25 protein-coding genes and 1 pseudogene are annotated in these 24,780 nt (G+C 38.6%); 5 read left to right on the forward strand and 21 right to left on the reverse strand.

Features of this window, described 5'->3' with window-relative positions:
- Positions 1-128: 128 nt before the first annotated feature.
- Positions 129-395, reverse strand: a complete 267-nt coding sequence (locus R2B77_RS09255; protein WP_203247711.1) for a YqhV family protein — start codon at positions 393-395, stop codon at positions 129-131.
- 258 nt (positions 396-653) lie between these two features.
- On the opposite strand from R2B77_RS09255, the gene R2B77_RS09260 reads away from it, so the two are divergent.
- Positions 654-1,415 (forward strand): YqjF family protein, encoded by a 762-nt coding sequence (locus tag R2B77_RS09260; RefSeq protein ID WP_203247710.1) that lies wholly within the window; start codon positions 654-656, stop codon positions 1,413-1,415.
- A 159-nt stretch (positions 1,416-1,574) separates the two neighbouring features.
- On the opposite strand, the gene R2B77_RS09265 is transcribed toward R2B77_RS09260, so the two are convergent.
- The 4 genes from R2B77_RS09265 to R2B77_RS09280 all read right to left on the reverse strand — a co-directional run bounded on the left by R2B77_RS09265 (position 1,575) and on the right by R2B77_RS09280 (position 5,454).
- Positions 1,575-1,925, reverse strand: a complete 351-nt coding sequence (locus tag R2B77_RS09265; RefSeq protein ID WP_203247709.1) for a MerR family transcriptional regulator — start codon at positions 1,923-1,925, stop codon at positions 1,575-1,577.
- Positions 1,926-2,183: 258 nt separating this feature from the next.
- The gene (locus tag R2B77_RS09270; RefSeq protein ID WP_203247708.1) at positions 2,184-2,525 is read right to left on the reverse strand and encodes a zinc ribbon domain-containing protein YjdM; all 342 of its coding nucleotides are present in this window, start codon (positions 2,523-2,525) and stop codon (positions 2,184-2,186) included.
- Positions 2,526-2,596: 71 nt separating this feature from the next.
- Complete coding sequence (locus tag R2B77_RS09275; protein ID WP_203247707.1) at positions 2,597-3,883, reverse strand: MFS transporter; 1,287 nt, start codon at positions 3,881-3,883, stop codon at positions 2,597-2,599.
- Between the two features lie 116 nt (positions 3,884-3,999).
- A complete protein-coding gene (locus R2B77_RS09280; protein ID WP_203247706.1) occupies positions 4,000-5,454 on the reverse strand; it encodes an Msr family ABC-F type ribosomal protection protein in 1,455 nt (484 codons plus the stop codon).
- Between the two features lie 539 nt (positions 5,455-5,993).
- On the opposite strand from R2B77_RS09280, the gene R2B77_RS09285 reads away from it, so the two are divergent.
- A complete protein-coding gene (locus R2B77_RS09285; RefSeq protein ID WP_203247705.1) occupies positions 5,994-6,266 on the forward strand; it encodes a DUF2277 domain-containing protein in 273 nt (90 codons plus the stop codon).
- 131 nt (positions 6,267-6,397) lie between these two features.
- Positions 6,398-7,954: an ABC-F family ATP-binding cassette domain-containing protein gene (locus tag R2B77_RS09290; protein WP_203247704.1), complete on the forward strand. Its 1,557-nt coding sequence runs from the start codon at positions 6,398-6,400 to the stop codon at positions 7,952-7,954.
- A gap of 99 nt (positions 7,955-8,053) precedes the next feature.
- On the opposite strand, the gene R2B77_RS09295 is transcribed toward R2B77_RS09290, so the two are convergent.
- The 6 genes from R2B77_RS09295 to R2B77_RS09320 all read right to left on the reverse strand — a co-directional run bounded on the left by R2B77_RS09295 (position 8,054) and on the right by R2B77_RS09320 (position 11,403).
- A complete protein-coding gene (locus tag R2B77_RS09295; protein ID WP_203247703.1) occupies positions 8,054-8,401 on the reverse strand; it encodes a hypothetical protein in 348 nt (115 codons plus the stop codon).
- 3 nt (positions 8,402-8,404) lie between these two features.
- Complete coding sequence (locus tag R2B77_RS09300) at positions 8,405-8,785, reverse strand: hypothetical protein (RefSeq protein ID WP_203247702.1); 381 nt, start codon at positions 8,783-8,785, stop codon at positions 8,405-8,407.
- 81 nt (positions 8,786-8,866) lie between these two features.
- Positions 8,867-9,421, reverse strand: a complete 555-nt coding sequence (locus R2B77_RS09305) for a GNAT family N-acetyltransferase (protein WP_203247701.1) — start codon at positions 9,419-9,421, stop codon at positions 8,867-8,869.
- Between the two features lie 140 nt (positions 9,422-9,561).
- Positions 9,562-10,749, reverse strand: a complete 1,188-nt coding sequence (locus R2B77_RS09310; protein WP_203247700.1) for an NAD(P)/FAD-dependent oxidoreductase — start codon at positions 10,747-10,749, stop codon at positions 9,562-9,564.
- Positions 10,742-11,140, reverse strand: coding sequence for a (2Fe-2S)-binding protein (locus R2B77_RS09315; RefSeq protein ID WP_203247699.1), 399 nt, complete (start codon positions 11,138-11,140; stop codon positions 10,742-10,744). Before R2B77_RS09315 ends, R2B77_RS09310 begins: the two co-directional genes overlap by 8 nt.
- On the reverse strand, positions 11,137-11,403 hold the full coding sequence (locus tag R2B77_RS09320; RefSeq protein WP_203247698.1) for a (2Fe-2S)-binding protein: 267 nt from the start codon (positions 11,401-11,403) through the stop codon (positions 11,137-11,139). The genes R2B77_RS09315 and R2B77_RS09320 overlap by 4 nt, the downstream gene beginning before the upstream one ends.
- A gap of 360 nt (positions 11,404-11,763) precedes the next feature.
- On the opposite strand from R2B77_RS09320, the gene R2B77_RS09325 reads away from it, so the two are divergent.
- A complete protein-coding gene (locus R2B77_RS09325) occupies positions 11,764-12,942 on the forward strand; it encodes an NAD(P)/FAD-dependent oxidoreductase (RefSeq protein WP_203247697.1) in 1,179 nt (392 codons plus the stop codon).
- Between the two features lie 178 nt (positions 12,943-13,120).
- Here the strand turns inward: R2B77_RS09325 and R2B77_RS09330 are convergent, their stop codons facing one another.
- The 10 genes and pseudogenes from R2B77_RS09330 to R2B77_RS09375 all read right to left on the reverse strand — a co-directional run bounded on the left by R2B77_RS09330 (position 13,121) and on the right by R2B77_RS09375 (position 23,817).
- Positions 13,121-13,498 carry an SET domain-containing protein gene (locus R2B77_RS09330; RefSeq protein ID WP_212391545.1) on the reverse strand — a complete coding sequence of 126 codons (378 nt, stop codon included), beginning with the start codon at positions 13,496-13,498 and terminating at the stop codon, positions 13,121-13,123.
- A 435-nt stretch (positions 13,499-13,933) separates the two neighbouring features.
- Complete coding sequence (locus R2B77_RS09335) at positions 13,934-15,778, reverse strand: TnsD family Tn7-like transposition protein (protein WP_203247695.1); 1,845 nt, start codon at positions 15,776-15,778, stop codon at positions 13,934-13,936.
- A gap of 495 nt (positions 15,779-16,273) precedes the next feature.
- Positions 16,274-16,378, reverse strand: a pseudogene (locus tag R2B77_RS09340) (thioredoxin-disulfide reductase); the annotation flags it as partial.
- Positions 16,379-16,399: 21 nt separating this feature from the next.
- Entirely contained in the window at positions 16,400-18,013 is a 1,614-nt protein-coding gene (gene merA, locus R2B77_RS09345) for a mercury(II) reductase (RefSeq protein ID WP_404830750.1), read from the reverse strand.
- Positions 18,014-18,059: 46 nt separating this feature from the next.
- Complete coding sequence (merR, locus tag R2B77_RS09350; RefSeq protein WP_203247693.1) at positions 18,060-18,458, reverse strand: Hg(II)-responsive transcriptional regulator; 399 nt, start codon at positions 18,456-18,458, stop codon at positions 18,060-18,062.
- A 292-nt stretch (positions 18,459-18,750) separates the two neighbouring features.
- Positions 18,751-19,329, reverse strand: coding sequence for a YdhK family protein (locus R2B77_RS09355; RefSeq protein WP_203247692.1), 579 nt, complete (start codon positions 19,327-19,329; stop codon positions 18,751-18,753).
- A gap of 159 nt (positions 19,330-19,488) precedes the next feature.
- Entirely contained in the window at positions 19,489-19,815 is a 327-nt protein-coding gene (locus R2B77_RS09360; protein ID WP_203247763.1) for a four-helix bundle copper-binding protein, read from the reverse strand.
- 224 nt (positions 19,816-20,039) lie between these two features.
- Positions 20,040-20,855 (reverse strand): stage II sporulation protein P, encoded by an 816-nt coding sequence (gene spoIIP / locus R2B77_RS09365; RefSeq protein WP_203247691.1) that lies wholly within the window; start codon positions 20,853-20,855, stop codon positions 20,040-20,042.
- Positions 20,856-21,061: 206 nt separating this feature from the next.
- Positions 21,062-22,138 (reverse strand): stage II sporulation protein P, encoded by a 1,077-nt coding sequence (locus tag R2B77_RS09370; RefSeq protein ID WP_203247690.1) that lies wholly within the window; start codon positions 22,136-22,138, stop codon positions 21,062-21,064.
- Positions 22,139-22,311: 173 nt separating this feature from the next.
- Positions 22,312-23,817: a multicopper oxidase family protein gene (locus tag R2B77_RS09375; protein WP_203247689.1), complete on the reverse strand. Its 1,506-nt coding sequence runs from the start codon at positions 23,815-23,817 to the stop codon at positions 22,312-22,314.
- Between the two features lie 353 nt (positions 23,818-24,170).
- On the opposite strand from R2B77_RS09375, the gene R2B77_RS09380 reads away from it, so the two are divergent.
- Positions 24,171-24,560, forward strand: a complete 390-nt coding sequence (locus R2B77_RS09380) for a cupredoxin domain-containing protein (protein ID WP_203247688.1) — start codon at positions 24,171-24,173, stop codon at positions 24,558-24,560.
- The last annotated feature ends 220 nt before the right edge of the window (positions 24,561-24,780 follow it).

Raw genomic sequence — 24,780 nt, forward strand, 5'->3', positions numbered from 1 at the left:
AATAGCATACTGTGAATAAAACTTTCCTATTTTAAATAGAAAGAAGCCAAATTCTGAGTGATTTCAGAACTTGGCTTCTTTCATATTCGGGTATTTTTAACATCATTTCCCTTAACTTCAGCTAGTCCTCATTTAGCTTTCAGACTAAATAGAATAAGCACGATTCCTGCAAACAAGCAAATCATTCGAGTCAATGAGATCTTTTCAGCGAGGCCAAATAATGCTACTCCTGTCGTTACAATTAAAACAACAGGACCCACTAATGCAAGCAGTGTGTTGATATAAAAGGCCTTTTCTAAATCGTTAAATTTATACATCAGCATCGCAGCTGTGATATCTATGCTTCCTGAAAAAATTCGCAATATAATTATCAGTAAAAGAGCTTTTTCAACCAATAAACCTGATGCCCTCTAATGGTCTTTTATGAATCCAAAATTGTCGGATCCCATAGTACTAGCTATAGCATATGCAAGACCTACCTTATTTATTATAAATATCTAATATGACAGATTATTACTCCAACTTGAGTTAATGAATTATTTTCATTATAATTAGTAGCAATCTTAGCAAAACTATCTTGTGAGGAAATCATTAAAAAGCAGTATCATTTCTAAGACGTTCAACATTCGATCGTAGAAAGAGGTATTCAAGCTATGGAAGAACACATGGACTTAAAACAAGCCGGCTGGAACGACAGTCATCGTTTATGGCCATTACCACATTTACCTTGGACGATGCAGCAGACTTGGAACGATCTTTTGTTTGCGCATTATCCTGTTAAACTTGAGGTCTTACAAACGCTCGTACCTGCTATTCTTCCCTTGGATTCTTTTAACGGCATGGGCTGGATTGGTATTGTTCCATTTCATATAACGGATATTCGACTGCGAGGTCTCCCCCCTATTCCTGGAGTTGCCCGATTCCCTGAGCTCAACGTTCGGACGTATGTAACACTCGATGGCAAACCCGGGGTTTATTTCTTTAGCCTGGACGCTGACAACCGGCTTGCTGTCGAGGTGGCCAAACTGTTCTATCACTTGCCCTATATGAATGCTGACATGATGGTGAGAAAGAACGGGTCAACCATTGATTATGAAAGCAGGAGAAGAAGCGGGAATGATGCCAATTTTGTGTGCAGCTATCGACCCATCTCTGAGCCATATTACGCAGCTAAAGGGTCCTTTGATGAATGGATGTCCGAACGCTATTGCTTATATACGCTAAATAATAAAGGTGTGCCATTCCGCTGTGATATTTTGCATCGCCCCTGGCTGCTACAGCATGCAAAGGCGGAGTTTAGCCAAAATACGATGCTGTCCAAGCAGGGCATTCTTGTTAAAAGCGACCAACCCCTCTTACACTTTTCCAAAAAGATAGAGGCTCGTATGTGGCCTTTGGTTCGTGCTTTGGATTGATCAAGCTTCTTTACTCTATAATCAAAAAATGACTGTCCCATACGCCGAAGTTTCTTCGACTTATGGAACAGTCCTTCATCTTACATATAGTCTCCCCTTGCGCATCTAAATGGAACTCCATACTACTAACAAGGCCCAATAATAAGGTCTCTCTAACAATCAAAAAACAATATCAACTTCCATATTTTCCAACCATCTATCCACCGCTTCCTTTGGATGATAGATAGTCTTTCCTATTTTCAAATACGGCAGTACACTGGTTGTTGTATTAGGTCCCGTCGGTACCGGTCCCAACATTTCAATCTCTTCTTCACTCAAACCTAAATAGCTAGCTAACTCCGCCTTGGTAAACATTTGTGGTTGCACGATTTCGTTTGTTGGTGTAGTCGATATCAATAACTCTTTTTTATTTATTGCATTTTCACTTAATCCCCCTGCTATCAACCAACTTCCTAACACAATGGCCAATGCTAAACTGAAAATCGATAAAGCGATTATATTGTTCTTCATATTGTGTCCTCTCTTCTTCTCTGATTTAATATAGCGATTAAATAGATAATATAAGCAGAACACTAGATTTTTCATCAATGATTTGCTCAACTAAACAATAAAAAAAATACCCAACCCACTATTGAAGAAACTGCTGGTAATCAAATTATTTGAAGAGAAAAGGCGCTCATTCAGAAATAAAACTACCTAAATGAACGCCCTTTCTCTTCAATCTTCACTTTCATGCGCGATTTGACCTCTATTGCATGAAAACTACATTTATAGCTTCTTAACAAACTCCGTCTTCAACTGCATAGCCCCAAAACCATCGATTTTACAATCAATATCATGGTCGCCATCAATCAAACGGATACTTTTCACTTTTGTACCCGCCTTTACAACGTTTGAGCTACCTTTTACTTTAAGATCCTTGATGACTGTAACAGAATCACCATCGTTCAAAATATTGCCATTGGCATCTTTGTAGACCTTTTTCTCTTCTACCTCTTCTGCTGCTGATTCTAACGTCCACTCATGCGCACATTCTGGGCACACAAAAAGGTTGCCATCCTCGTATGTATATTCTGAATTACACTTTGGGCAATTTGGTAAATTTGACATAATTTCAATTCCTCCATTCATTCGTGTATATTATAACATAAAAGACGTGTCATTTCTTGAAGCGCAAAAGCTTAGCTACGCTTCTGCTTCACACGGATCCATATCATAAGAGGTATTAGCAATAAGGCTAAATACATGCCTACAAATCCTAAAATCGCATAGCTTGAATACGCAACGATGAGTCCTGATAATAAGCCACCCGCTGTCCCAGCTAATGCCACCCACACATCAACAGTTCCTTGTGTTTTTGCACGTGTTTTCATATCCGTCGAATCAATAATAATAGCCGTCCCGCTAATTAAACCAAAGTTCCACCCAAGTCCAAGCAATATGAGTGCAAAGGCTAGCCAAAACAGAGAGCCACCTGGTGCCAAGGCTGCAACAACACCTGCCGCGGCTAATGTAACACCCGAAGCAATGACCATAAACATACGACCGATTTTATCGACCAAGATGCCTGTCACCAGCGATGGCAAATACATGGCGGCAATATGGAGACCGATGACGAGACCAACCGCACTCAATTGCGCACCATAATTTTGCATTTGAACGGGTGTCATCGTCATAATACCGACCATCACCGCATGTGAGAGAATAAGAACTAGTGCCCCAACGACAACACCGACACGATTCAGCTTACTTTGTAACACCTGATGTCCATTATTCACCTTGTTCTGCCTTTGCGTATCCTTCTCTGTCGCAATTGCTCTTGCCACTAAAAATGGATCAGGGCGTAAGTATATTAAAAAAATTAGACCTGCAATAAGATAAGCAACAGCCGCTAAGATAAATGGACCCGCTAAAGCTGGTATACCAAGTGTCAACGCGAATTTCCCCATCGGTGTGACCAAATTCGGTCCTGCCACTGCACCCAATGTCGTAGAAACCAGCGCGATACTAATGGCTGTTGCCCGTTGTTTCTCACTGGCTAAATCAGTTCCAGCATACCGTGCTTGTAAATTCGTCGAAGTACCCGCACCATACACAAATAACGCTAAAAATAATAACAAGACATTGTTGATCGTCGCAGCAAGCACAACCGCAAGGGCTCCGATTCCTCCGGCGATAAACCCAAAAGAAAGCCCATATCGACGACCGAAGCGCTGTGAAATCCGCCCCACTAAAAAAGCGGCTAACGCCGAACCAAGTGTAAATAAAGCAGTCGGCAGTCCAGCATAACTTGCACTCCCTAACATGTCCTTCGCAAGGAGTGCGCCGACTGTAATCCCAGCAGCAAGCCCTGCACCACCGAAAATTTGCGACATGATGACCACAATGAGTGAGCGCTTATACAACTTTTGTTGAGCTTCAGCTGAATGGAGATAATGCTCTACTTCAGCGGCATTTTGTTGCTTCATTCCCTATTCACGCTCCTTTAGACTCTAGTTTTAATGAGTTACTTGTTTATAGTACCAGACAAGCGAAGAAACCCCAATCACAATAAAACCGTCGAGGTTATCTCGACGGCTTACTATCATACTTGATTTAATTTTCCTGCATGAATATGATACTGCAAGTCTGCCACATGATTTATGAATGTTTGATCATGAGATACAAATATAACCGTGCCTTCATATGCAGCCATAAATTTCTCTAATGCTCCAAGCGCATGGATATCTAAAAAATTGGTCGGCTCATCCAGCAGTAAAATGTTATATTCCCCAAGGAATAGCTGACATAGCTGTAAGCGGATTGCTTCCCCGCCACTTAGTGACCCCACACTTTTTTCGATATCTGTACCAACAAATTGCATGGCATGTAATACACTGCGTAACAATCCATCATCATAGCCTGAACGGTTTTTCAGGAATTGCAACACTGTTTCATCCGTTGTAAATTGGTAGCTCATTTGATGAAAATAACCAATTTTTGCTTTCGGTGAAATGATTAAACCTGCACCCCTCTTTGCAATATGGTGAAGCAATGTACTCTTACCAGCACCATTTGCCCCCGTAATTGCGATTTTTTTACCGAGTGGCAATTGGAAACTCACTTCACCTACTAGTACATTATCTTCAATTTTAAGGGTTAGCCGGTCTGCCATAATCGGAAACTTGTTGTGCAATTCCAATGCTTTCGATTGGCGGAAGACGATCGGCCTTTTTTCTTGTACAGCATCGACTTCCTGCAGTTTCTCCATTCGCTGTTCAATCGCTTTTGCTGCACGATGCACTGCTTTTTGACTCGTACCTTTCGATTTCGTTTCAAACATTCGATTGGCTTTTGCATTCGATTCTTTTTTCGACATACTTCCTGCTTGAGCAATTTTTTCAGCCTTTTTCATTTTTTCATGTGCTGCTTGTTCAAGGCGACTCTTTTCTTTTATGAATTGTTCATGAGCGTGACGCTGTTGTTCACGCTCTACCCGCTTCTGTTCCAGGTATTCACTATAATTTCCTGCGTAAACTTGCACTTCACCGTCACTTACTTCCCAAATGGTGGTAACAAGTGCATCTAACACAGCCCGATCATGACTAATTAACACAAGTGCTCCATAGTAATAGCGGAGTTCATCTAGTAAAAATGAAATACCCTCTTGATCCAAATGAGTTGTCGGCTCATCAATTAATAATGCTTCGTAATAATGCGTAAACAATTGTGCAAGCTTCAGCCTTGTTTGCTCGCCGCCACTTAACTGCTCGGACGTTTGCGGAACGGCTAACCTTCCGAGTAATGCTGCATCTGCTTCGGCAACAGTTGGCGGTTCCAGTTGCTCAAAATAACCACACTCGACGTGACGTTTCACTTTTCCACTAGTCGGTTGAATGCTACCAGCAAGTACTTTTAATAATGTACTCTTTCCCGCACCATTTTTTCCAACAATGCCGATACGGTCAAATCGATGAACAGCTAGTCGTTCAATCTTTACAATCACTCTATCAAAATAAGTCATCTCAACATTTTCTAATTCAATACAGATTTGTTCCATATTTGCTACCTCCGAAATTTGTGATTTCGTATCGATAGCTAGGATCGATACGAGCTTCTATTTCAAGCTCGTATCAAAAGAACAATAACATCCCCATATAATATCCCTCCAATTAAAAAAGTACGCAGAGCAATCTGCGTACTTAAATATCGGCATAGATATCCCGTAGAGCGACAAAACCTTCTACAACATATCCGACCTAGTACGCATAGCAAATAACCCCTCCAAAGAGTGGTTTACTCAAAATATATGCGTATGGATCAGTATAGTTGTAAAAATGCCATGTCTATCGCTCCTTTCAATCTACCATGATAGTAACTGGTTTCCCTTGATATGTCAATTCCTCCTCTTTCAAACCCGATTCGTTTATATCAATATTTGTATTCACACTGTCTAGCTCTGTTAATGTAATTGTAACAACTCTTTCTTGCCCAAATTCCCCCCAAGAGAATACAACCTTCTTATTTCACTCGACTTCAATTACATTTAAAATAAAAGAATATGCTACAATCAAGAAAATAACAACAGAGGTGAATGCTATGTGTCGCAACATTAAAACCTTATTTAACTTTGAACCCCCTGCTACTGATGATGAAATTTACGCTGCTTCCTTACAATATGTACGTAAAATCACAGGTTTCAACAAAGTATCCAAGGTAAACGAGGACGCTTTTAATTTGGCTGTAGAGCAAGTAGCAATTGCTACACAACATCTGCTTAAGACAGCTGTCACCAATGCAGAGCCCCGCAATCGAGAAATTGAAGCGGAACGCGCTCGGGCCCGTTCTGCCAAAAGATTTGGTGTAGAGTAAGATAGCTTGAGTACAAAAAGAAACAATTCCTATCCCCAACCACAAAATAACTATATAATAAAAAAAGATTCGACGTCACCTAATTTAGGGCAGCGAGAACTATTCTTAGTGAAGGAAAAGGTGTTTATTAGATGAGTTTATTGACAGTAGAAAATTTAAGCCATGGCTTTGGAGATCGCGCGATTTTTGAGGATGTCTCCTTCCGCTTATTACAGGGAGAGCATATCGGGCTAATTGGTGCCAATGGTGAAGGTAAATCGACGTTTATGAATATTATTACGCGCAAGCTAGAACCCGATGCAGGAACGGTGAACTGGTCGAAGCGTGTGCGCGTTGGCTATTTAGATCAGCATGTTGTGTTAAAACAAGGGATGACCATTCGGGATGTGTTGCGAACTGCTTTCCAATACCTCTATGACCAAGAGGCAGAAATGAACGCACTTTTTGAAAAAATGGCGGCAGTAGAGCCGGATGAGCTGGAGGCACTCCTTGAGGAGACAGGCCAAATACAAGAAGAGTTATCGCATAACGATTTTTACATCATTGATTCAAAAGTTGAAGAAGTAGCGAACGGCCTTGGATTGAATGAATTTGGTCTGGATCGTGATGTTCATGATTTAAGTGGTGGTCAGCGTACAAAAGTACTGCTCGCCAAGTTATTGTTAGAGAAACCGGATATCCTTCTACTCGATGAGCCGACAAACTATTTAGATGTCGAGCATATCAACTGGCTACGTAATTATTTACAGAACTACGAAAATGCATTCATTTTAATATCGCATGATATTCCATTCTTGAATAGCGTGATTCAGTTGATTTATCATATGGAAAATCAAGAAATCACTCGCTACGTTGGAGATTATGAAGAATTTGTGCGCGTTCATGAGATGAAAAAGCAACAAGTTGAAGCTGCCTTCAAAAAGCAACAGAAGGAAATCGCAAATCTTAAGGATTTCGTCGCACGTAATAAAGCAAATGCAGCGACGAGTCGAATGGCCATGTCACGTCAGAAAAAGTTGGATAAAATGGATGTCATTGAGTTAGATGCTGAAAAGCCGAAGCCACAATTCAACTTTAAACTTGCGCGGACACCGGGCAGGTATCTTTTCCAAACAAAAGACCTTGTCATTGGCTATGACGAGCCATTGTCTAGAGAGCTGGAATTGACGATGGAACGCGGACAAAAAATCGCCTTATCTGGTGCCAATGGTATTGGTAAAACAACGCTATTGAAAAGTATTCTTGGAGAAATCCCCGCACTTTCCGGCTCCGTTGAACTTGGCGAGCATTTAGAAATCGGCTATTTCGAGCAGGAAACGAAATCAGATAACAACAATACATGTTTGGAAGAAGTGTGGGAGGAATTTCCTCATTTCACACAATATGAAGTGCGCGCCGCGTTAGCCAGATGTGGTTTGACAACGAAGCATATTGAAAGCAAAGTGAAAGTGTTGAGTGGTGGAGAACGAGCGAAAGTCCGTTTATGTAAATTAATCAATCGCGAAACGAATCTGCTTGTCCTCGATGAGCCAACCAATCACTTGGATAAAGATGCAAAAGATGAATTGAAACGTGCTTTGCAGGAATATAAAGGTAGTGTTCTACTTATTTCCCACGAACCTGATTTTTATGAAGGCCTTGTGACAGGTGTTTGGAACGGAGAAAATTGGACGACGAAAATGTTTTGATTCACTGTGAAAAACCATCCGAAAGTTGTATTTCGGATGGTTTTTTATAATCACGCTGAATGGCTATTTCACTTAAAGCACCTATTAGTCAACATCGCATTATTCGTTTGGTTTAAATTCAATTGATTTTGCTTGATACATTTTGTCTTTGAACGTATACGTAATTTGAATACTCCCTATATAACCAGATGAAGAAATGATTCCCCCTACTTTTCCAACAAGCTGATTATCTTTGATTTCAAAGTCCACACTATTCCCAAAGTATATATCGCTAAATAAGACTTCAGGTTGAATACCTAAAGATTTTATATCAATTGTATAGTTCTTGTCACCAATACTTACAATCGCTTTGTTGAGAGATAGTGCGGTCTTCACATTTTTCAACACAATAGCAATGGGATCATCAACAAGCACCTCAACGGGTATTTCAAAAAACTTATTACCCATTCGTTAATTTTGTATATGGAAAACATGAACTTCTCGTTCTAAAACTCCAGTACCAGTACCTTTAGTTAATTGTATGATCAACTCTTTCTTACTATCTCCATTGATGTCCTCATAGTTAATTTCAGGAAGCCAGGTAGAACTTGTTGTATTTATCCAGTGTGGCCTTGAAAGAATAACACCTTTAAAACCAATTTTAAAATCTGTATAAATATCATTCCCATTCATCTTTGTAGCATAAAGGATAATATCCTCTTCATCTAACTTAGCAATTTCATCATACTCGGTCATTATTGCTTCGTCATTTGTTAGTGCAAAGCACACGTTAAATAAATAAGATTGAAAAAGGAAGATAATCATGCCGAAGCTCGCATACATTTTTTTCATTATTGAACCTCCTAACAATCTTGTTGTTTAGGATTTCCAAAATGAAATATATGATACGTCATATTCAAATATTTCTGTTCATTAATACATTGAATCGAAATCTTCCTTTATAATCGAATACATATATAAATCATCAAATTTACCACGTGCAAATTCGTAATGTCGCAGCAAGCCCTCTCTTAAAAATCCTTGCTTCTCTACCAATTTTTGCGATAGAACATTCGCCGGTTCAATTAAAGCCTCTATTCTTTCTAACTGTAAGTGATGATAACCATACTTCACAACAGCTTCCAATGCCTCACTAGCAATCCCTTGTCCCCAGTGATCTTTGCTTAATTCATACCCCACTTCTGCTCGATAATGTTTTGGAATCCTATTCAGAAAGCCACAGCTTCCGATCACCTTACCAGAATCTTTTAGAGTGATTCCCCATCTAATTCCAGTGCCTTCTTCGTATATAGATGTATACCAGCTAATTTCATCCAATACGTCTTTTACTGTTTCGAAGGGATCTAGCCCCATTGGTTTCACAACATCTTGGTCAGATAGATAAGCAAACATATTTGAGGCATCCTCTGTTGTGACTTGTCTTAACCTTAATCTTTCGGTTTCAATTATAGGAAATTCTTTTTTCATTAACGTACTCCCTTTCGAAAATTAATGCCTATGCATAAGCAAACATGACGGTCAATCCTTCTGGGAAGGTCAACCGCCATAAATGATTTATGTTGCTATTCAATCAAAGATTCAGCTTTTTACGACTGTAACTATATTTATCAGGACACCACATATTCATGAAATGCTTTTTCAACTTTACTTCGTCCTGCGGCGATTTCCGGATGGAATTGGATTGTTGCAGCTTCGCGAATAGATTTAACTTCTTTCATTGCTTGCTGAATTTTATCGTTTTGTTTGGCGATTGAGTAACCAGCAAGTGTTCCTTGTGCACGCGCCACTTTTGCACTTTCAATGCCGGTGATATTTCCGGCGACATACACCCCTTCAAGCGGCGTTTCCATTTGTTCGTTATGGATGGGTACGTGCCCACCTAGTTCCTCTACATATTGGAACGGACAACCGATGACTGAGGCAAGTTCTGTTAGCGGATAAAGTCCGCCCGCGATACAAACGAAATCGACAGCAATCGTTTTTTCACTGCCTCGAATCACTTCTCCTTCAGGTGTGATATCACACACCGTCACGGATTCCACTTGGTCGGCACCATTGATTTGAACAACGGCTTTTCGAATGTGAATCGGCATCCCCCACATTTTCACACCGCCCTTAGGATAGAATTTCACAGCCAAATCGCGTACCCAATCGGCTTTGGCAAATTTGCTACCAAAACGGAGGAATACAGAAGGCGCTAAATGAGCGATGCGCACTAAACCTTCCATGACCTTACCAGGATGTGCATGATCTTTCGTGACGGGATTGCTGACAGGTAACGCCATGCTATGTAATTCAATGCCAGCAAGCTGCAGCTCCCTAGCGATGGCGGCTGACAAAACGTTGACGCCAACGACAATCCCTTTATTTCCAACCCGGACACGATGAACATTTGTCATCACTTGCGCTGCCCCAATGGACATAACGCCAGGTAATGTCCAGCCGGGTATAGGCGCAGGTGTTTCTGCTGCACCCGTTGCAAGAAGTATATTTTTCGTTTCAAAAAGACCTCGATTGGTGTGTACTCTATAGCCAGCATCTATTTTTTCAAGATGATGGCAAGAAACCTCACATTGAATCGTCGTGTTCAATTTCTCTGCTTTTTCCAATAAAGCTTTAGTCTCTTCAATCCCGTTCCACCACTCACCATTTGGTTCTTGATGAAGTTGTCCAAGAAGTCGGCCACCCGGTTTCGGAAACTCATCAATGACCAATACATCTAAATTGGATTCACGGCAGGCAATTGCGGCGGATAAACCGGCTGGCCCTGCACCAATGATAACGACATCAACCATGTGGTGCCCCCTCCTTATGATGTTCATTCATTTTTTCAAAATCAGCATATGTACGCGGCCATTCTTCAGGTGACGCTTTAAATGGTGCAGGTTGCATTTTTCCACTTTCTATCACCATTTGATGTTGAATAGGCGTCATACATGCACGAACGATTTGCGTGTCGTTCACCGTTACACGACATTCAAAACAATGCCCGATATTGCAATAAATCGCACGCGGTGCCCCTGTTCCCTCATGCACGCGTAGTTGTCGAATCCCATTTGCAAGGAGAGCAGATGCAATCGTATCCCCTTCAAGTCCTTCGTACATTTTACCGTCAAAGGTAAAAGTGACAGGTGTTTGATTGGTCAATTCTCCTAAGACTGGATGATTTACAATACGGTTCGTCATCTCGATTTCCCTCCTAAAATGGATAATGATACAGGTCGAACAGGGGGTTGGACTTTCAACGGAATATCATGGCTAGCTCTTTCTCCTGTTACCGCTTCCAAAACTGCGTCGACAGCAGGTCTGCATGTGCGTCCCCCGCAATACCCCATTCCAGCCCTTGTCCGTAATTTTACTTCACGGGCAGAACAGTTAAAACGGCTTGCGATCTGTTGGATATCTTCTAACGAAACTTCTTCACATCTACAAATAATCGTTCGATCCACGGGGCAACTTCCTCCTTATAATCTATTACTAAATCAATTACGCCTCGGCGTAATTGCGTCCGGATTTTGAATTGCGCTTGCGCGATTAACTCCTTTCAAAATCCGTGGCATCCGCCGGAGGCTTAACTTGAATCGGCAGGGAGTATGGCTCTCCCCTGATTGAAGAATATTTTGGCATTCAACCCCCACTTATAGAAGTGGGGGATTTCTGCTGAATCAAGTTAAATTTGACACAATATCCATCCCTATTTTACCATAGAGTAAGAATAGTATATTCAAATTTCCGAAAAAACTGCAAAACTTCATTCTATCATGTAGAATAGACCAAATGGCATTCAGATGTCAAAGGAGGATTTGAAGATGGCAAAGAACAATCATGCAGAAGTGGCAATTATCGGTGGTGGAATTGTCGGTTGTGCAATCGCTTACTATGTTGCGAAATCTGGCATTGACTGTGTGTTAATCGAAAAAAATGATATTGCAAGCGGCACATCTTCACGCTGCGATGGCAATGTGACCATTGTAGATAAAGACCCCGGATTCGATAGTTTGATGTCTTGGAAAAGCCAAGAACTTACAATAGAATTGAACAAAGAATTAGATTTACCATTCGAATACCGAGCACTCGGTAGTTTGCTTGTCTGTGAGAATGATACAGAAATGCAAGCGGCGAAGGAATGGGTGGATATTCAGACTGCCGCTGGATTGAAGTTTAACTTACTTGACCGAGAGGATCTTCGTCAAGAATCCCCCTATTTTGCAGATGATATTCCAGGTGGGTTGGAGTGTGAAACGGATTCACTAATCAATCCCTATCTATTTTGTTATTCACTCATTGAAAAGGCCAAGCAATTTGGCCTGAAATTGCAAATACAAACAGAAGTAACAGCCATTACAAAAAAAGAAGACTTTACAATTGAAACGACAAACGGAACCTTTACTGCGAAGAAAGTCGTCAATGCGGCGGGCGTTTGGGCACCTTTCATCGGAAAAATGCTCGATCTCGATATTCCTATTATCCCGAGAAAAGGTCATATCATGGTTGGCGCCAGACAAAAACCGGTGATGATGCGTAATGTTATGGAATTCGGTTATTTGATGAATAAATTTGGCCGGGAGCGGATTGTGGACGACAGAACAAAGGAACACGGCGTTGCGTTAGTATTTGAGCCAACGGAAAGTCAGAATTTCTTACTTGGAAGCAGTCGTCAATTTGTAGGATACGATGGAAGAATTGATATCAATGTGGTGGAAACAATGGCGAGAAGAGCGACGCGATTCTATCCAAAATTGAATGATTTCACGATGATTCGGACGTACACCGGTTTTAGACCGTGGACATCTGATCATTTGCCAATCGTTTCAGAGGTTAATGAAATACCTGGTTTTTTCATTGCCGCCGGTCATGAAGGCGATGGGATCAGTCTTGCCACTGTAACAGGTAAGCTGATTGAACAATTGATCCGCGAAGAGACGGACACGATTATTCCAATCGATCCATTGCGCTTTGAACGTTTCGCCAAAGTACCTGCTTTATAAGTCCCCAATAATTTTACGTAATAATAAAAAAATGCTCCTTCTGTAGGGAGAGATACTGACAATCCAATCAGTTCAGTCTCTATAAATGAAGGAGCATTTTACATAAAAAGAAATAATTAATCAACGGACATAGTCGGATACCTATTTATTATGGAAAGCGAATTGCATCCATATCCTGTTAATCCTTATTAAACCACAATTCATCTTTGTCATCTACATCGCCATTGTAATTGATTAGAATTTCATCGCCTGCTTTTATATCCGTATAAGCAAAGAAATCAAATGTACGATTTTTAAAATTAATATCATACGTCGCATTCGGTTCATACGAATGATTAAACAACATGCCATAACCCAGAAGAATAGCAGATTGACCTATCCCATACTCAAACGCATAGTCAGCGAGAAGCGTTTTCTCAATGTGCTGATGCTCTTCGTTTGGATAAGAAATAACAGGCGCTTCATGTAAAAGCTCCCCTTTTTTGTAATCACATGTAGCAAATACGCCTCTATTGAATTCTCCATCACTTAATGGAGATACTTTTACCTCTATCATGTTCATTCGCCTACTCACTTTAATATAGTACTTTAACTATAACACTAAATTGAGGATTGAGCTCTTTTTAAAGCTATTGTTAAGTGACAAAAAAGATGTATACTCTAAGACGTTCAAAGACGCATTCTTAATAGTTAATCAAAATAAATTTTACAAAAAAGATGTATACTCACTTTCGCAAATTGTATAGAATTTTAGAACAAAGGTGACAAAAAAGATGTATACTGCAATTAAAATAAATTTCATTTATGTTGCATTATTTCCACTTTTGTCATTACCCTCTAATACGACCACAAAATTAATAACTTTCTTATAGAAACAAATTCTGTATTTCAGATCTTGAACATACAGAATAAAATGGCTTATACGCTAATAATACCCTACCTGTCCCACTAACCGCTACTTTATTCCAAAGTATCTAATGAAATCAAATTTTTAATTATGACCATTATTATGTTCATTTATTATACTTTCCAAATATTTCTCTGCTTTAGGATGCAAATTTCTTAATCCACTAAGGGCAAGTAGTTTATACTTTTTTATTACTTCATATTTAAAATAGTTCTCAATACATTGATTAATTAATCGAATTTGATAATCTTCATGTGACTCTATAACTGATGAAATATAGTTAGTCGTTAATGGGTAGTTATCATTATTACGTGGCGTCATTCCCAGCCTTGTATAAAGGGTAAATTGTGTTCTTTTAATAATTTTCCCTGCCTGTTTCTCATATACTGCCCAACTATTCAACATGTCTTGGGCATCCCTTAAATATAATAAATCCCTTTTGTGATTAATATGATCACCTGTTTTCACCATCCCCCTTTGGGATGGTGGGGAATTTTCTACTAACCACTCCCTGTCGTATCGAAGTATTCTACTGTAAATTTTCTTGTATTCATCTATTAATTCCGTACGTGAGTAGTTAGGATGTTTTTCTCTTATTTCAATCCAATCCTTTTTAACCTTCATTTCCTTAATAAGTCTTTCATCTTCCAATTTTTGCCCTCTTCGCCCCTTTGCAATTTCAATATAGTTATGCCCTCCCTTTATAATCTTGCTAACAGTACTTCTACTGTGATTTGTTTTTAAAGCTATCTCTTTAATAGATACTCCACTGCTGACTAAATCATCAAATTCCTTTTTCCAAACATCTCCTTTTTCTTTTATTCTAAAACTGAACATATTTATTTCACGTGGATTAGTCTCCCCGGCATATAATACATAAGTAAACCCACAACAACACTTAAATTCTCCTTGAAAATCACCTTTGTCCTTATAGAAAGTAATATTAACATTTGTTATAACTTTTTCTAAGTAATGTTCAGCAAGAGGATTCATACATATCCACGGACCACTGCCAAAAGGTTGGTATTGGGGGATGGTATTCATAAATCCTTCAACAGATTGGGCTAAGGCCATCATTAATAAAACATGTCTAATTGGATGTATATGTTTCATCCTTTCCACACTTAAATATGATAACCAATCATTCTGAAGCGGATTGGAGTTAAGAAATTCTAAAGTTTTCTCATTAAATTTTGATAATATTAATTCTCCCAATTCTATCTTAAAACGTGCCAATGGAATTGCGATGCCTGCTACCTTAATAAACTCAAAATACTTTTCATAAAGTCCCTGGTAAGTAAATGTGTTTACTTTATTAACAAAGAAATATTCAGCATTTATTTGGATTTCTAACAATTGTTCAAAAGTGCCATTGTCAAATTTATTTTTTTCCGATATGTCATACTCTTTATCTGGCATAATAAATTTATTCAAAGGGTTTTTCAGAATATTCAACTGCGACTTGCTTAATAGTTTTCCATGCTTACCGCAAATCATTACACCAGGTAATTGAAAAATCCTATTCCAATAACATTCCCCGTATTTTTCTATATCTTCTTTTACACACTCGCTACAATAAAACAAACTTTCTTTTATTGGAATGTCATTTAAAAACCGTTTCCTTCCTTTTATTAAATTATCTATAGAACTCAGGCTATAGTGATTTGTATTAGTAAATGGAGAAAAAAGCGGGAAGACAGTGTGTTTATTTAAAAAGTATTCCACTGTATACTCATTTGAAAAGTTCTTGATTTTAGGTACAAGTATATCTATTTGCGATATGTAGTCCTCATTTGCAAATGATTTTTTAATGTCAAACAGGTCTTCTAAAACAGCATTTTTGGATAAAATACTCATATGACTAGCATACCTTGCTGCTATACTGTACATAGTTTCATTTTCATATGGTCGAGGAAAATAAGCTAACAAATTATGTCCACCTCACTAGTTATATCAAAGTGTTGTACTTGGAAAATCACAATAGATTGAAATCAATTACAGAATCACGAATCCATTTGGCCAAGACTTTTCAACAATGAAAGATATCGGAGTGATATACCTATACCTATACCTATACCTATACCTATACCTATACCTATACCCGTTATACGACATCAAAACCTGTTAAGTAAGTAGTTGTAAGTATTTTAATTACTGAGTACATAATTTGTAGCTCGTTTATTTTATAAATCACGAAAACAGACGAGGTCTCTTTAAAGGGAGTCCTCGTCTGTTTGTATATAAAACAACACAGACTTTTTGTTTTACAATTATTTGGCGAACCAATCATGACTAAACCGGATTGTTCACCTTTAGATTCAAAGTCCAAAGTTAAATCGCTCAAAAACCTTAAAGCTATCATGGAAACCGCAACTTAGATATCATTGATCGTAGAAACAGAATCTGTCTCCCGCGGCCAATCAAGAGATAAGCCGTATTTGGTGTATGTCCGATTGCGACAAAAATCACATCTGCCTCAACTATCTCTTTTTCGCCAGTATCATTATTTTTTACTTTCAGTCCAGTTAAAGCTCAGATTAAAAAAAATCATTATCCTGCACAACAAGATAATTTTGATACATCTTTATCAAACGTAAGGGCAGCTAATTTTAACCCTTCTGACATTGTTAAATAAGGAGCAAGGGTTTCACGGAGATCCTCTACGGTTAAACCGAATTTGACAGCCAATGTCGCCGCATAAATTACGTCTCCTGCGTTTTCTGCCACCACATGAGCCCCTAGAATTTTCAGTGTATTCGCGTCCGCCACCAGTTTAAACACACCTGTCTTTTCCCGATTCACCAAGGCTCTTGGAACAGCATCTAATGGTAATACGGATGTTTTCACTTCATAGCCTTTCTCTTTTGCCTGTTGCTCTGTTAAACCAACCGTTGCAATCGCCGGGGCTGTGAACGTTACCCCAGGAACTACTTCGAAATTCAGTTTTTTGTTCAGTCCCCCGATAGCATTTCCTGCCGCAATTCCACCTTGATAAGCAGCTACATACACAAATTGTGGACCAAGCGTGACATCTCCTGCTGCATAGATGAGTGAATTCGCTGTTTTCGAATAATCATCGATAATAATTTCACCACGGGAGCCTACTTCGACTCCTGCTGCCTGTAAATTCAAAGATGTCGTATTTGCTGTTCTTCCTGTAGCGACCAGCAATTGTTCTGCCTCAATGATTCGCTTCTTGCCATTAACCTCAACATAGACCTTTTTAATGTCTCCATCTTGTTCGATTCGTTCGAAGTATGCTCCCGTCACTAAGTTGACGCCTTGTTCTGTCAAAGCTTGTGTGATCGCTTCTGAAATATCAGGTTCGTATTCCTTTAACAGATGTGGGCTTCTTTGCATCAGTGTAACTTCTGAGCCCAGGTTATGAAAAAGTTGTCCTAATTCCATACCTATATACCCCGAACCGATAACCGTAAGACGTTTAGGCACCTTCTTTAGTTCAAGCAACGTCGTGCTTGTTAAATAATCAACCTCATCTAGTCCAGGAATATTTGGCACTGATAGTGAAGCTCCTGTCGCGATTAAGAATCGTTTTGCTGATAACTTCATGCCATTCACTTCAATTGTTTTTTCGTCCACGAATTTCGCTTCTCCTTTGATTAATTCAAAGCCATAGTCATCAAGTAAATCCACATATTTTGAGTTTCGAAGGTCCGTCACTAACTCATTTTTCTGCTGAACCAATGATGACAAATCAACGTCCCCGGCTGATGTGTGCAATCCGATGAATGGATTATTTTTTGCCAGATGATTGATTTCTCCAGCCCGCAGCAAAGTCTTTGAAGGGATACAGCCAATGTTTACGCATGTTCCACCCACCGCACCACGTTCGATGATTGCCACTTTTTTTGCTCCGTATTTCACGGCTTCGATGGCAGATGAAAAAGCAGCCCCACCCGAACCGATGATGATGTAATCGTAATCACTTTTATCACCTAATTGCACCATTTCTTGCGATTGTACTTCTTCTGCGTTTCCTGGTAGATATTTCGCTTCAGCAATCGCTTTTTTCGCTATTTCAACCTTTAGGTCATTCGGTAGCTGAAATACTGCTTCTCCACGACGAAAATCAACTTCGATACATTTTGCACCTGTATTTTCCAAGGCAACTGAAACATGGTGTTCACAACCTGTACAAGTCATTCCTTGAATGTTAATTCGATATCTTTTCAATACTATTCCTCCGTCCTTAAATTTCTAGTAATGTTTCAATAATGGGACATTCATAAATGTCTTTGTTTTCGGGACATCTTCCTTTTAGGTCGATAAGCATTTGTTCGATTCTCTTGAGATTTTGAATTTTTCGTTGAACATCCTCTATCTTATGAACAGTGAAATCATACATATCACGGCACTTTTCTTCATCTCGATCTACCACGCCTAAAAGCTTATCAATTTCGTTTAAAGAAAAATCTAATTCCTGAACGCGCTTAATAAAATTTAATCTGTCAACTGTTTGTTCCGTGTATATTCGATATCCCGATTCTGTACGAGATGGTTTCGGAATTAATCCTAATCGTTCATAATATCGAATGGTTTCTTTATTAACATTACATTTCTCGGCCAGTTCTCCTATATGAAACTCCATTTGCTTCACCTCATATGTAGTATAAACCCTGTACCTAAGTACAGGGTCAAAATATTTAGCTTTCTAATAAAATTAGCACCACCTATCGGTGATGCTAAATCGAATTTTATTTTGACATTATTCGGCTTGTTAATTCGAGTTTAATACATCTGAAGATAATGTGTTACTGATAATGGAAGGTCATTATTAATTTACACAATTACAGATTTGACATCACCAAAAGGATCTACCACAATAGCGACAAGGTAATCGAAAAAGATTTCTCAATTCACTATTGCATCCTTGTTCAATCTTACTGAGTAGAAAGTTCACTTTCCGTTACCCATTTATGGTTTGTAACTTTTTCTCCGCCTGTAGTAGGTGTGTAATCAATCATATACACTGTAGTTTGTTCAGCTGAATCAATTTCAGCTAATGCCCCCTTCATCCCTTCCATATGTTCTGCCTCTATAGTGGCTTCAGTTCCTTGTTCCAAAGTTTTGTCATCAGCATCTTTAATCTCTTCTTGGATAACCCATTTATGATTTTCCACTCTTTCTCCACCGGTTACCGGCGTATAAGAGATAGCATAAGCAGTTGTGTCATAAGCACCCACAATTGTTGCCACTGCACCTTCCATCCCCTTCATGTGGTCTGTTTTAATAATTGCTTTACTTCCGGCTTTGAAGGTTGGATTTTCTGCCACTTTTAAGTTTGCAGGGACTTCACCTGACCCGGAATGATTCATCTCCATTTCCATGTCTTTGTGTTCCACATCTTCCTGTTCCGGTTCATTATTGACGTTTGGAGTTTTCTCAGTGCTCGTTTTACTTCCACATCCACTTAAACCAATCATCATAGCAAGACCTAGAAAAAATAGTTGTTTCTTCATTTCAATAACACACCTCTGATTTCGAAAATTTTATTGATCGAACAGGAAAAAATTAGAATTCTGACCTTTGTAAATCATAGATAGCAATGAAGTTACTCCAAGAAATAGTTTTCATTTCTCGGAATAACTTCATTGATGATTGCATCTTCTACAAAGAGCTTAAGCTACCATTTGTCGGCATGCTTCAGCACATTTCCGGCAAGATTCAGCACAGTGCTGGCAATGATTGTGGTCATGTTTAGCGCACTCTTCGCCGCAATGTTCGCAAACTGTTGCACAAAGTTCTAAAATCTGATTAGTAAAAAGACTATTACGAGTTATCGCTTGTGCTGTGTATGCACATAAGTCAGCACATTCACGGTCCAATCGAATGCACTCTGCCATCATTTTAACATCATCTTCTCTCAAGCATGCATCGAAGCAGGTATTGCATGCCTCTAGACATTCTAAACATACTTTTAGACATTCTTCGTATTTTGTATTCATGGACTCACCTCCTGCTATTTTGCATTCGGTGTTATTTTTCCCTCCAGGTTCAAATTTAAACTGAAAGAGTGAATCTCCTTAAAAAGTCCTAAATTCCCTTTTTAGATTTCGGAATAGTTACTTTGTCGAGCTATACATATTTTTATTCCATAAACATATTAAACCACCTTCAGATAAATTCTGAAGGTGGTTTAAGGAATAACATCCAACAAAACACCAAATTGTCATATAGATGATTGATCTTGTAGTGCGGTAGAAATTGCCTTCGCCAATACAGAAATCGTGCGATTAATTTCTTCTTCTGTATTATCTATACCCCCAAGTTCAATAAGAACCATATTTTGAGCCAAGTCTTGATTATAGACTCCGTCTACATGTTCCCCCTTTTTCCCAAATATGCCCCGTGAAATACCTGGCACCAAATTATTTAGCTGAATAGACAAACGCTCAGCGTATTCTTTATTTTCGGGATAATTCGGGTTATTTTCTCCTAAAACAAAATAAATTTTTCCATACGTTAGATTTTCGTAAGTAAGTGTCGAGGTCTTTCTTTTAGCAGAATCTCTGTGTAGGTCAATGATTATATCATACTCATTTTCCTTAATTTGTTGATCAATAAAAGGACGTACCACATTATAAGCCTCGCGGAAAACTTTATTCTTCTTTTTCATTTCGTCCATTGTATCAACAGCAAGAAATTCCGTTTGAATGCCGTTTAATTCAAAATGACTTTTTATCGTATCTTCGAACGCCATAATATTTGAATTAGGATGATAAACAGCTGTCAAATTTTCCTTACTTTGTACGATAGGTTGGAAGGCTTCATGTGAATGCGTGAAATAAACTAAGGCTTTTGTAGACTTTGGTTGTAAATGGGGAAACTCAGATTCTCCCAAATTCTCCGCATATACCATTAGACTTTTTCTTTGTGGCTCCGCCTTGGTTACTTGTTCAGGGATAGACGGATAATTCGCGACAATAATTGGAACCAAAAATAATAAAAATATGAAAAATAAATATTTTTGTGCTTCTCTCCGCATTTTATTCCCCTCCGAATACAATTCTATGTATCTAATCAACGGAATAGAATTGTATTTGGAGGGGAAATCCACGATGTATAGACGTTGAAATTTCAGGTTTACTATTTCACCTTTCACCTTGCTTCAGAAAGTGTTTACTATATGTCTGGAATTAGGAGTTAGATAGTCTTTAACCATCACCACCCATTCAAATCGAGACAAACTAATTACTTTTCTCCGTGCCAGTAATAATCGCTTAGTACATCCGCCAGCACCTCGGTAGTCCGATATAGCTCTTCTACCGTATTATCGACGCCACCAATTTCTACAATAACCGAGTTTGGGGAAATATCTTGATTATAGACTCCATTGCCCTGGCTACTGTCTTTTTTCAGGATACCTTTTGACAAACCGGGATACTGGATAGCGAGGAGATTATCCACTCCTTCAGCAAACGAAAGATTCCTTGCAAAATCTTCATGTCCAGTTCCAATAACAAATAACAGACGCGCATAATTTTCCCCATTCATTTCTAGTGTGGTAGAATCTTTGCGCAATGAATCACGATGTAAGTCCAGGAAAATCTCCAAATTTTTATTTTCAACAAGTGCAGACCGTACTATATCTCCCGATAGCTTATAAGAACCGCCATAGTCCACCCCTCTCAAACTTAATTCTTGAACGATATCAGTTGAATCTACTTTCGTTCCCACCCCTCTTCGCTCCAATGCCCTACCCAGCATTTCACCGACCAACGTAATATTTGCTTTTGAGTGATAGGCATCTTCCGGTTTATCAATGCCCTTTAAATACGGTAAAAATGATTCCCTGTTATGGGTATGATAAATATAAACAACATCTTTTCCAAATGTCGAATGGATTGGATCATTTGTAATTCTTTTAGGTGATTTCATATTTTCAAAGATAGCATCAATATTCTTGAAAGTAAGATCTCTATCTTTTAAAAGTTCCTTCATTTCGGGTTCAAATTCATCCCTATCTGGCTGTTTCAACTGAATCTTCATCTTTTCTTTTTCGTTGGAAATCCCGTTAATAGATTCGTTTGGTTTACCTAAAGAACCGAAATAATAAGGGGAAGCCTTCAACTTCTCCAAGTCGTTACTGTAAAAAGAACTTACTCTTCCCAGTAAAGAGTTTTCTTCAATTTCATTACGCCAGAAGTAGAATTCCAGCCATAAAACAACTACTAACCAAATGATAAATAGAAAAATTGCCAAATATAAAAGAATGATTAATAGAGGTCTATTCCTTTTCTTTGAGTAATTTTTGATTTTTGGTGACATTATGTGGCCTACCTTTAGATAAAATAAAATATTTTCTCATATAATTATCATTGTAACTTTTAAAACAGCCAATGCGAAATAATACACATTGGCTGCTTTACAAATGGTTTGCACATCACTATTATACCTTAGGTTTTAATTTCCCCGATTTTTGTACAGAATTGGATTGAAATTTATTCTACCAATATTTGTCCCATCATGCCATTGTCTTCATGTTCAAGAATATGGCAATGGAACATATAAACACCCTTATGCTTAAATTGTATCGCTATTTTTACTCGCTCATCTGGTTTTATGGAGATAGTGTCCTTCCAGCCCCGTTCATTTTCTGGTGGCTCTTCTCCGTCTCTGGAGATTATTTTAAATTGCGTACCATGAATGTGGAATGGATGGATCATACCACCCATCATGTCGGGTTTATTGTAAATTTCCCACACTTCTGTGACCCCTTGCTGTTGTGTGAAGTCAATTCTTTCCGGATCAAACTTCTTTCCATTTATCGCTACCATATCCATCATCCCAAAGAGTTCTATCTTCTTTGTGACTGGCAAACCTTTCTCTTTTTCTGTCAATGAAAAATCATTCATTTCTCCCGGAATTCTGCTAATCGCTCCGCTTTGTTCAGAAACCTCAAATGGTAACAGGACAGATCCATCCTCATTTATTAACGCCAGGTCATTTTCTGTATTAAGCTGTGAAAAATCAATAACAATTTCTGCCCTCTCAGAAGGCGTCAACGTAACCTCTTTTAAATTAACCGGTTCATTCAAGTAACCGCCATCCGTTGCGATTTGAATGAAAAAATTCCCTGTATTCAATTTAAATGTGAAATTCCTCGCATTCGATCCATTTAATAGACGAAGACGTATTTTCTCCTTATTTACAGTCAACTTGGGATTCAACGTCCCGTTGATTAGTAAAGTATCACCGATTGTCCCGTCTTCATTTTTTGCAGAACTAAAATTCAATTGTTTTTTATCGTCAAATATTTTATCTTGAAAAATTAGAGGAATATCATTCTTCCCATAATCAGTTGGCAATCCAAGACTTGTCGAATTATCATCCTCGATATAAAGCAGTCCTGCAAGTCCATTATATACCTGTTCAGCCGTTTTGCCCTTAGGATGAGGATGGAACCATAATGTTGCCGCTTCTTGCACTACTTTAAATTCAATGATCTTTTCTTCTCCCGGTTTAATCACATCATGCGGTCCACCATCTGCATCCGCTGGCACTTCCAGTCCATGCCAATGGAAAGTAGTATCCTCGTCAAGCTCATTGATCGTTTTAATTTTTACAGTTTCGCCTTTTTCAAGACGAAGCATCGGTCCTAGAAACGCTCCGTTGTAGCCATAGGTAGTTGTTTCAATCCCATCGAATATCTCAGTTTTCCCTTTTTGTGCTCTAACGATGTAGACTCCTTCTTCATCATCGCGTTCAAGCATGGAAGGGATTTTCAATTCATTTTCCCCGGTTGAGTCGTTTAAACTGACAACCTCGTCATGACTCATATGTCCTTCCATCATGTCGTCATTCATATCCATAGCTGAATGATCCATCTCTTCATCAGTCATCATGGAATGATCCATTTCCTCATCTGGTTGTGAATTAGAATTACTACAACCGCTGATAACCAATATACTTATCGCCAATGCGGTAATCTTCATTTTTATTTCCATTACTGATTACTCCTCTCCTATTGTTCATTTCCTTTGCAGTGTATCAAAATAATATGAAAAAAATATGCATACGAATGGAGTGTATAAAAATCGTCATAATAAATGCATAATATTTGCATACTTTATAGGAACACTAAAAGGCAGATCAACTCCTTAAATACTTCTCGTGGGGCATTATGGGCACTTTGTTTCATCTGATGTAACATTGAATGAAGGCGGGATTTACTGCCCGATAATAATCGTTCATAATTTTGTCTTATCTTCTCCATGGAAAATGGATATATGAAAGATATCATTATGTGTAAGAGGGATACAAAAGAAATCAATCCCCAAACATACAGGAGGTATTCATTTTGAAAAAATGGTTATTGTCAGCGGTTTTCTTAAGTGTTTTGTTTGTTCTTGCCGCGTGTGGCGGGAAGGATACAAGTAATGATACTGGGCAGGTCAAAAATACAAGTTCTTCGGATGAAGCAATTGTAAACAATGACATAAATATTTCAGCAATCAACTTTGAATTCGATCTGGAAGAATACACTGTAAAAGCTGGCGAAAAGGTGAAAATATCTTTTGCAAACGAAGAAGGAATGCACGGGATTGCTATCGATGGCCATGATGTCGACATTAAAGGTGATGGAGAGGCTACTTTCACACCTACAAAGCTAGGAGAATATACAATCTATTGTAATATTCCATGTGGGACGGGACATGCCGATATGAAGTCAACACTGATTGTCACATAAACTGATAGCCGATAAATAAACTACAGATTCCTATTAAATAATTTCACTAACTTATATGAAAAGCAGACAATAAGAGAATAAGTCATCGAAGTGTATTTTTCTACAAGGGGGAAGCGTAAAATCCTTCACCTTGTTTTTTTTTTTTGAATACAACCATTTTATCTTTTACATACTTTTTATCCGAATGCCATATCCAATATCATCATTGCTGCAAATCCAA

It is taken from the genome of Sporosarcina beigongshangi (assembly GCF_033485195.1).
GTDB classification, from domain to species: Bacteria; Bacillota; Bacilli; order Bacillales_A; family Planococcaceae; genus Sporosarcina; species Sporosarcina beigongshangi.

Excerpts from the sequence above, each read along its gene's own strand:
- R2B77_RS09260 (WP_203247710.1), top strand. The coding sequence starts at position 654 with ATGGAAGAACACATGGACTTAAAACAAGCCGGCTGGAACGACAGTCAT.
- R2B77_RS09265 (WP_203247709.1), bottom strand. The coding sequence starts at position 1,925 with ATGAAGAACAATATAATCGCTTTATCGATTTTCAGTTTAGCATTGGCC.
- R2B77_RS09270 (WP_203247708.1), bottom strand. The coding sequence starts at position 2,525 with ATGTCAAATTTACCAAATTGCCCAAAGTGTAATTCAGAATATACATAC.
- R2B77_RS09275 (WP_203247707.1), bottom strand. The coding sequence starts at position 3,883 with ATGAAGCAACAAAATGCCGCTGAAGTAGAGCATTATCTCCATTCAGCT.
- R2B77_RS09280 (WP_203247706.1), bottom strand. The coding sequence starts at position 5,454 with ATGGAACAAATCTGTATTGAATTAGAAAATGTTGAGATGACTTATTTT.
- R2B77_RS09285 (WP_203247705.1), top strand. The coding sequence starts at position 5,994 with ATGTGTCGCAACATTAAAACCTTATTTAACTTTGAACCCCCTGCTACT.
- R2B77_RS09290 (WP_203247704.1), top strand. The coding sequence starts at position 6,398 with ATGAGTTTATTGACAGTAGAAAATTTAAGCCATGGCTTTGGAGATCGC.
- R2B77_RS09295 (WP_203247703.1), bottom strand. The coding sequence starts at position 8,401 with ATGGGTAATAAGTTTTTTGAAATACCCGTTGAGGTGCTTGTTGATGAT.
- R2B77_RS09300 (WP_203247702.1), bottom strand. The coding sequence starts at position 8,785 with ATGAAAAAAATGTATGCGAGCTTCGGCATGATTATCTTCCTTTTTCAA.
- R2B77_RS09305 (WP_203247701.1), bottom strand. The coding sequence starts at position 9,421 with ATGAAAAAAGAATTTCCTATAATTGAAACCGAAAGATTAAGGTTAAGA.
- R2B77_RS09310 (WP_203247700.1), bottom strand. The coding sequence starts at position 10,749 with ATGGTTGATGTCGTTATCATTGGTGCAGGGCCAGCCGGTTTATCCGCC.
- R2B77_RS09315 (WP_203247699.1), bottom strand. The coding sequence starts at position 11,140 with ATGACGAACCGTATTGTAAATCATCCAGTCTTAGGAGAATTGACCAAT.
- R2B77_RS09325 (WP_203247697.1), top strand. The coding sequence starts at position 11,764 with ATGGCAAAGAACAATCATGCAGAAGTGGCAATTATCGGTGGTGGAATT.
- R2B77_RS09330 (WP_212391545.1), bottom strand. The coding sequence starts at position 13,498 with ATGATAGAGGTAAAAGTATCTCCATTAAGTGATGGAGAATTCAATAGA.
- merA (WP_404830750.1), bottom strand. The coding sequence starts at position 18,013 with ATGACTTGTACAGGTTGTGAACACCATGTTTCAGTTGCCTTGGAAAAT.
- merR (WP_203247693.1), bottom strand. The coding sequence starts at position 18,458 with ATGGAGTTTCATATAGGAGAACTGGCCGAGAAATGTAATGTTAATAAA.
- R2B77_RS09355 (WP_203247692.1), bottom strand. The coding sequence starts at position 19,329 with ATGAAGAAACAACTATTTTTTCTAGGTCTTGCTATGATGATTGGTTTA.
- R2B77_RS09360 (WP_203247763.1), bottom strand. The coding sequence starts at position 19,815 with ATGAATACAAAATACGAAGAATGTCTAAAAGTATGTTTAGAATGTCTA.
- spoIIP (WP_203247691.1), bottom strand. The coding sequence starts at position 20,855 with ATGCGGAGAGAAGCACAAAAATATTTATTTTTCATATTTTTATTATTT.
- R2B77_RS09370 (WP_203247690.1), bottom strand. The coding sequence starts at position 22,138 with ATGTCACCAAAAATCAAAAATTACTCAAAGAAAAGGAATAGACCTCTA.
- R2B77_RS09375 (WP_203247689.1), bottom strand. The coding sequence starts at position 23,817 with ATGGAAATAAAAATGAAGATTACCGCATTGGCGATAAGTATATTGGTT.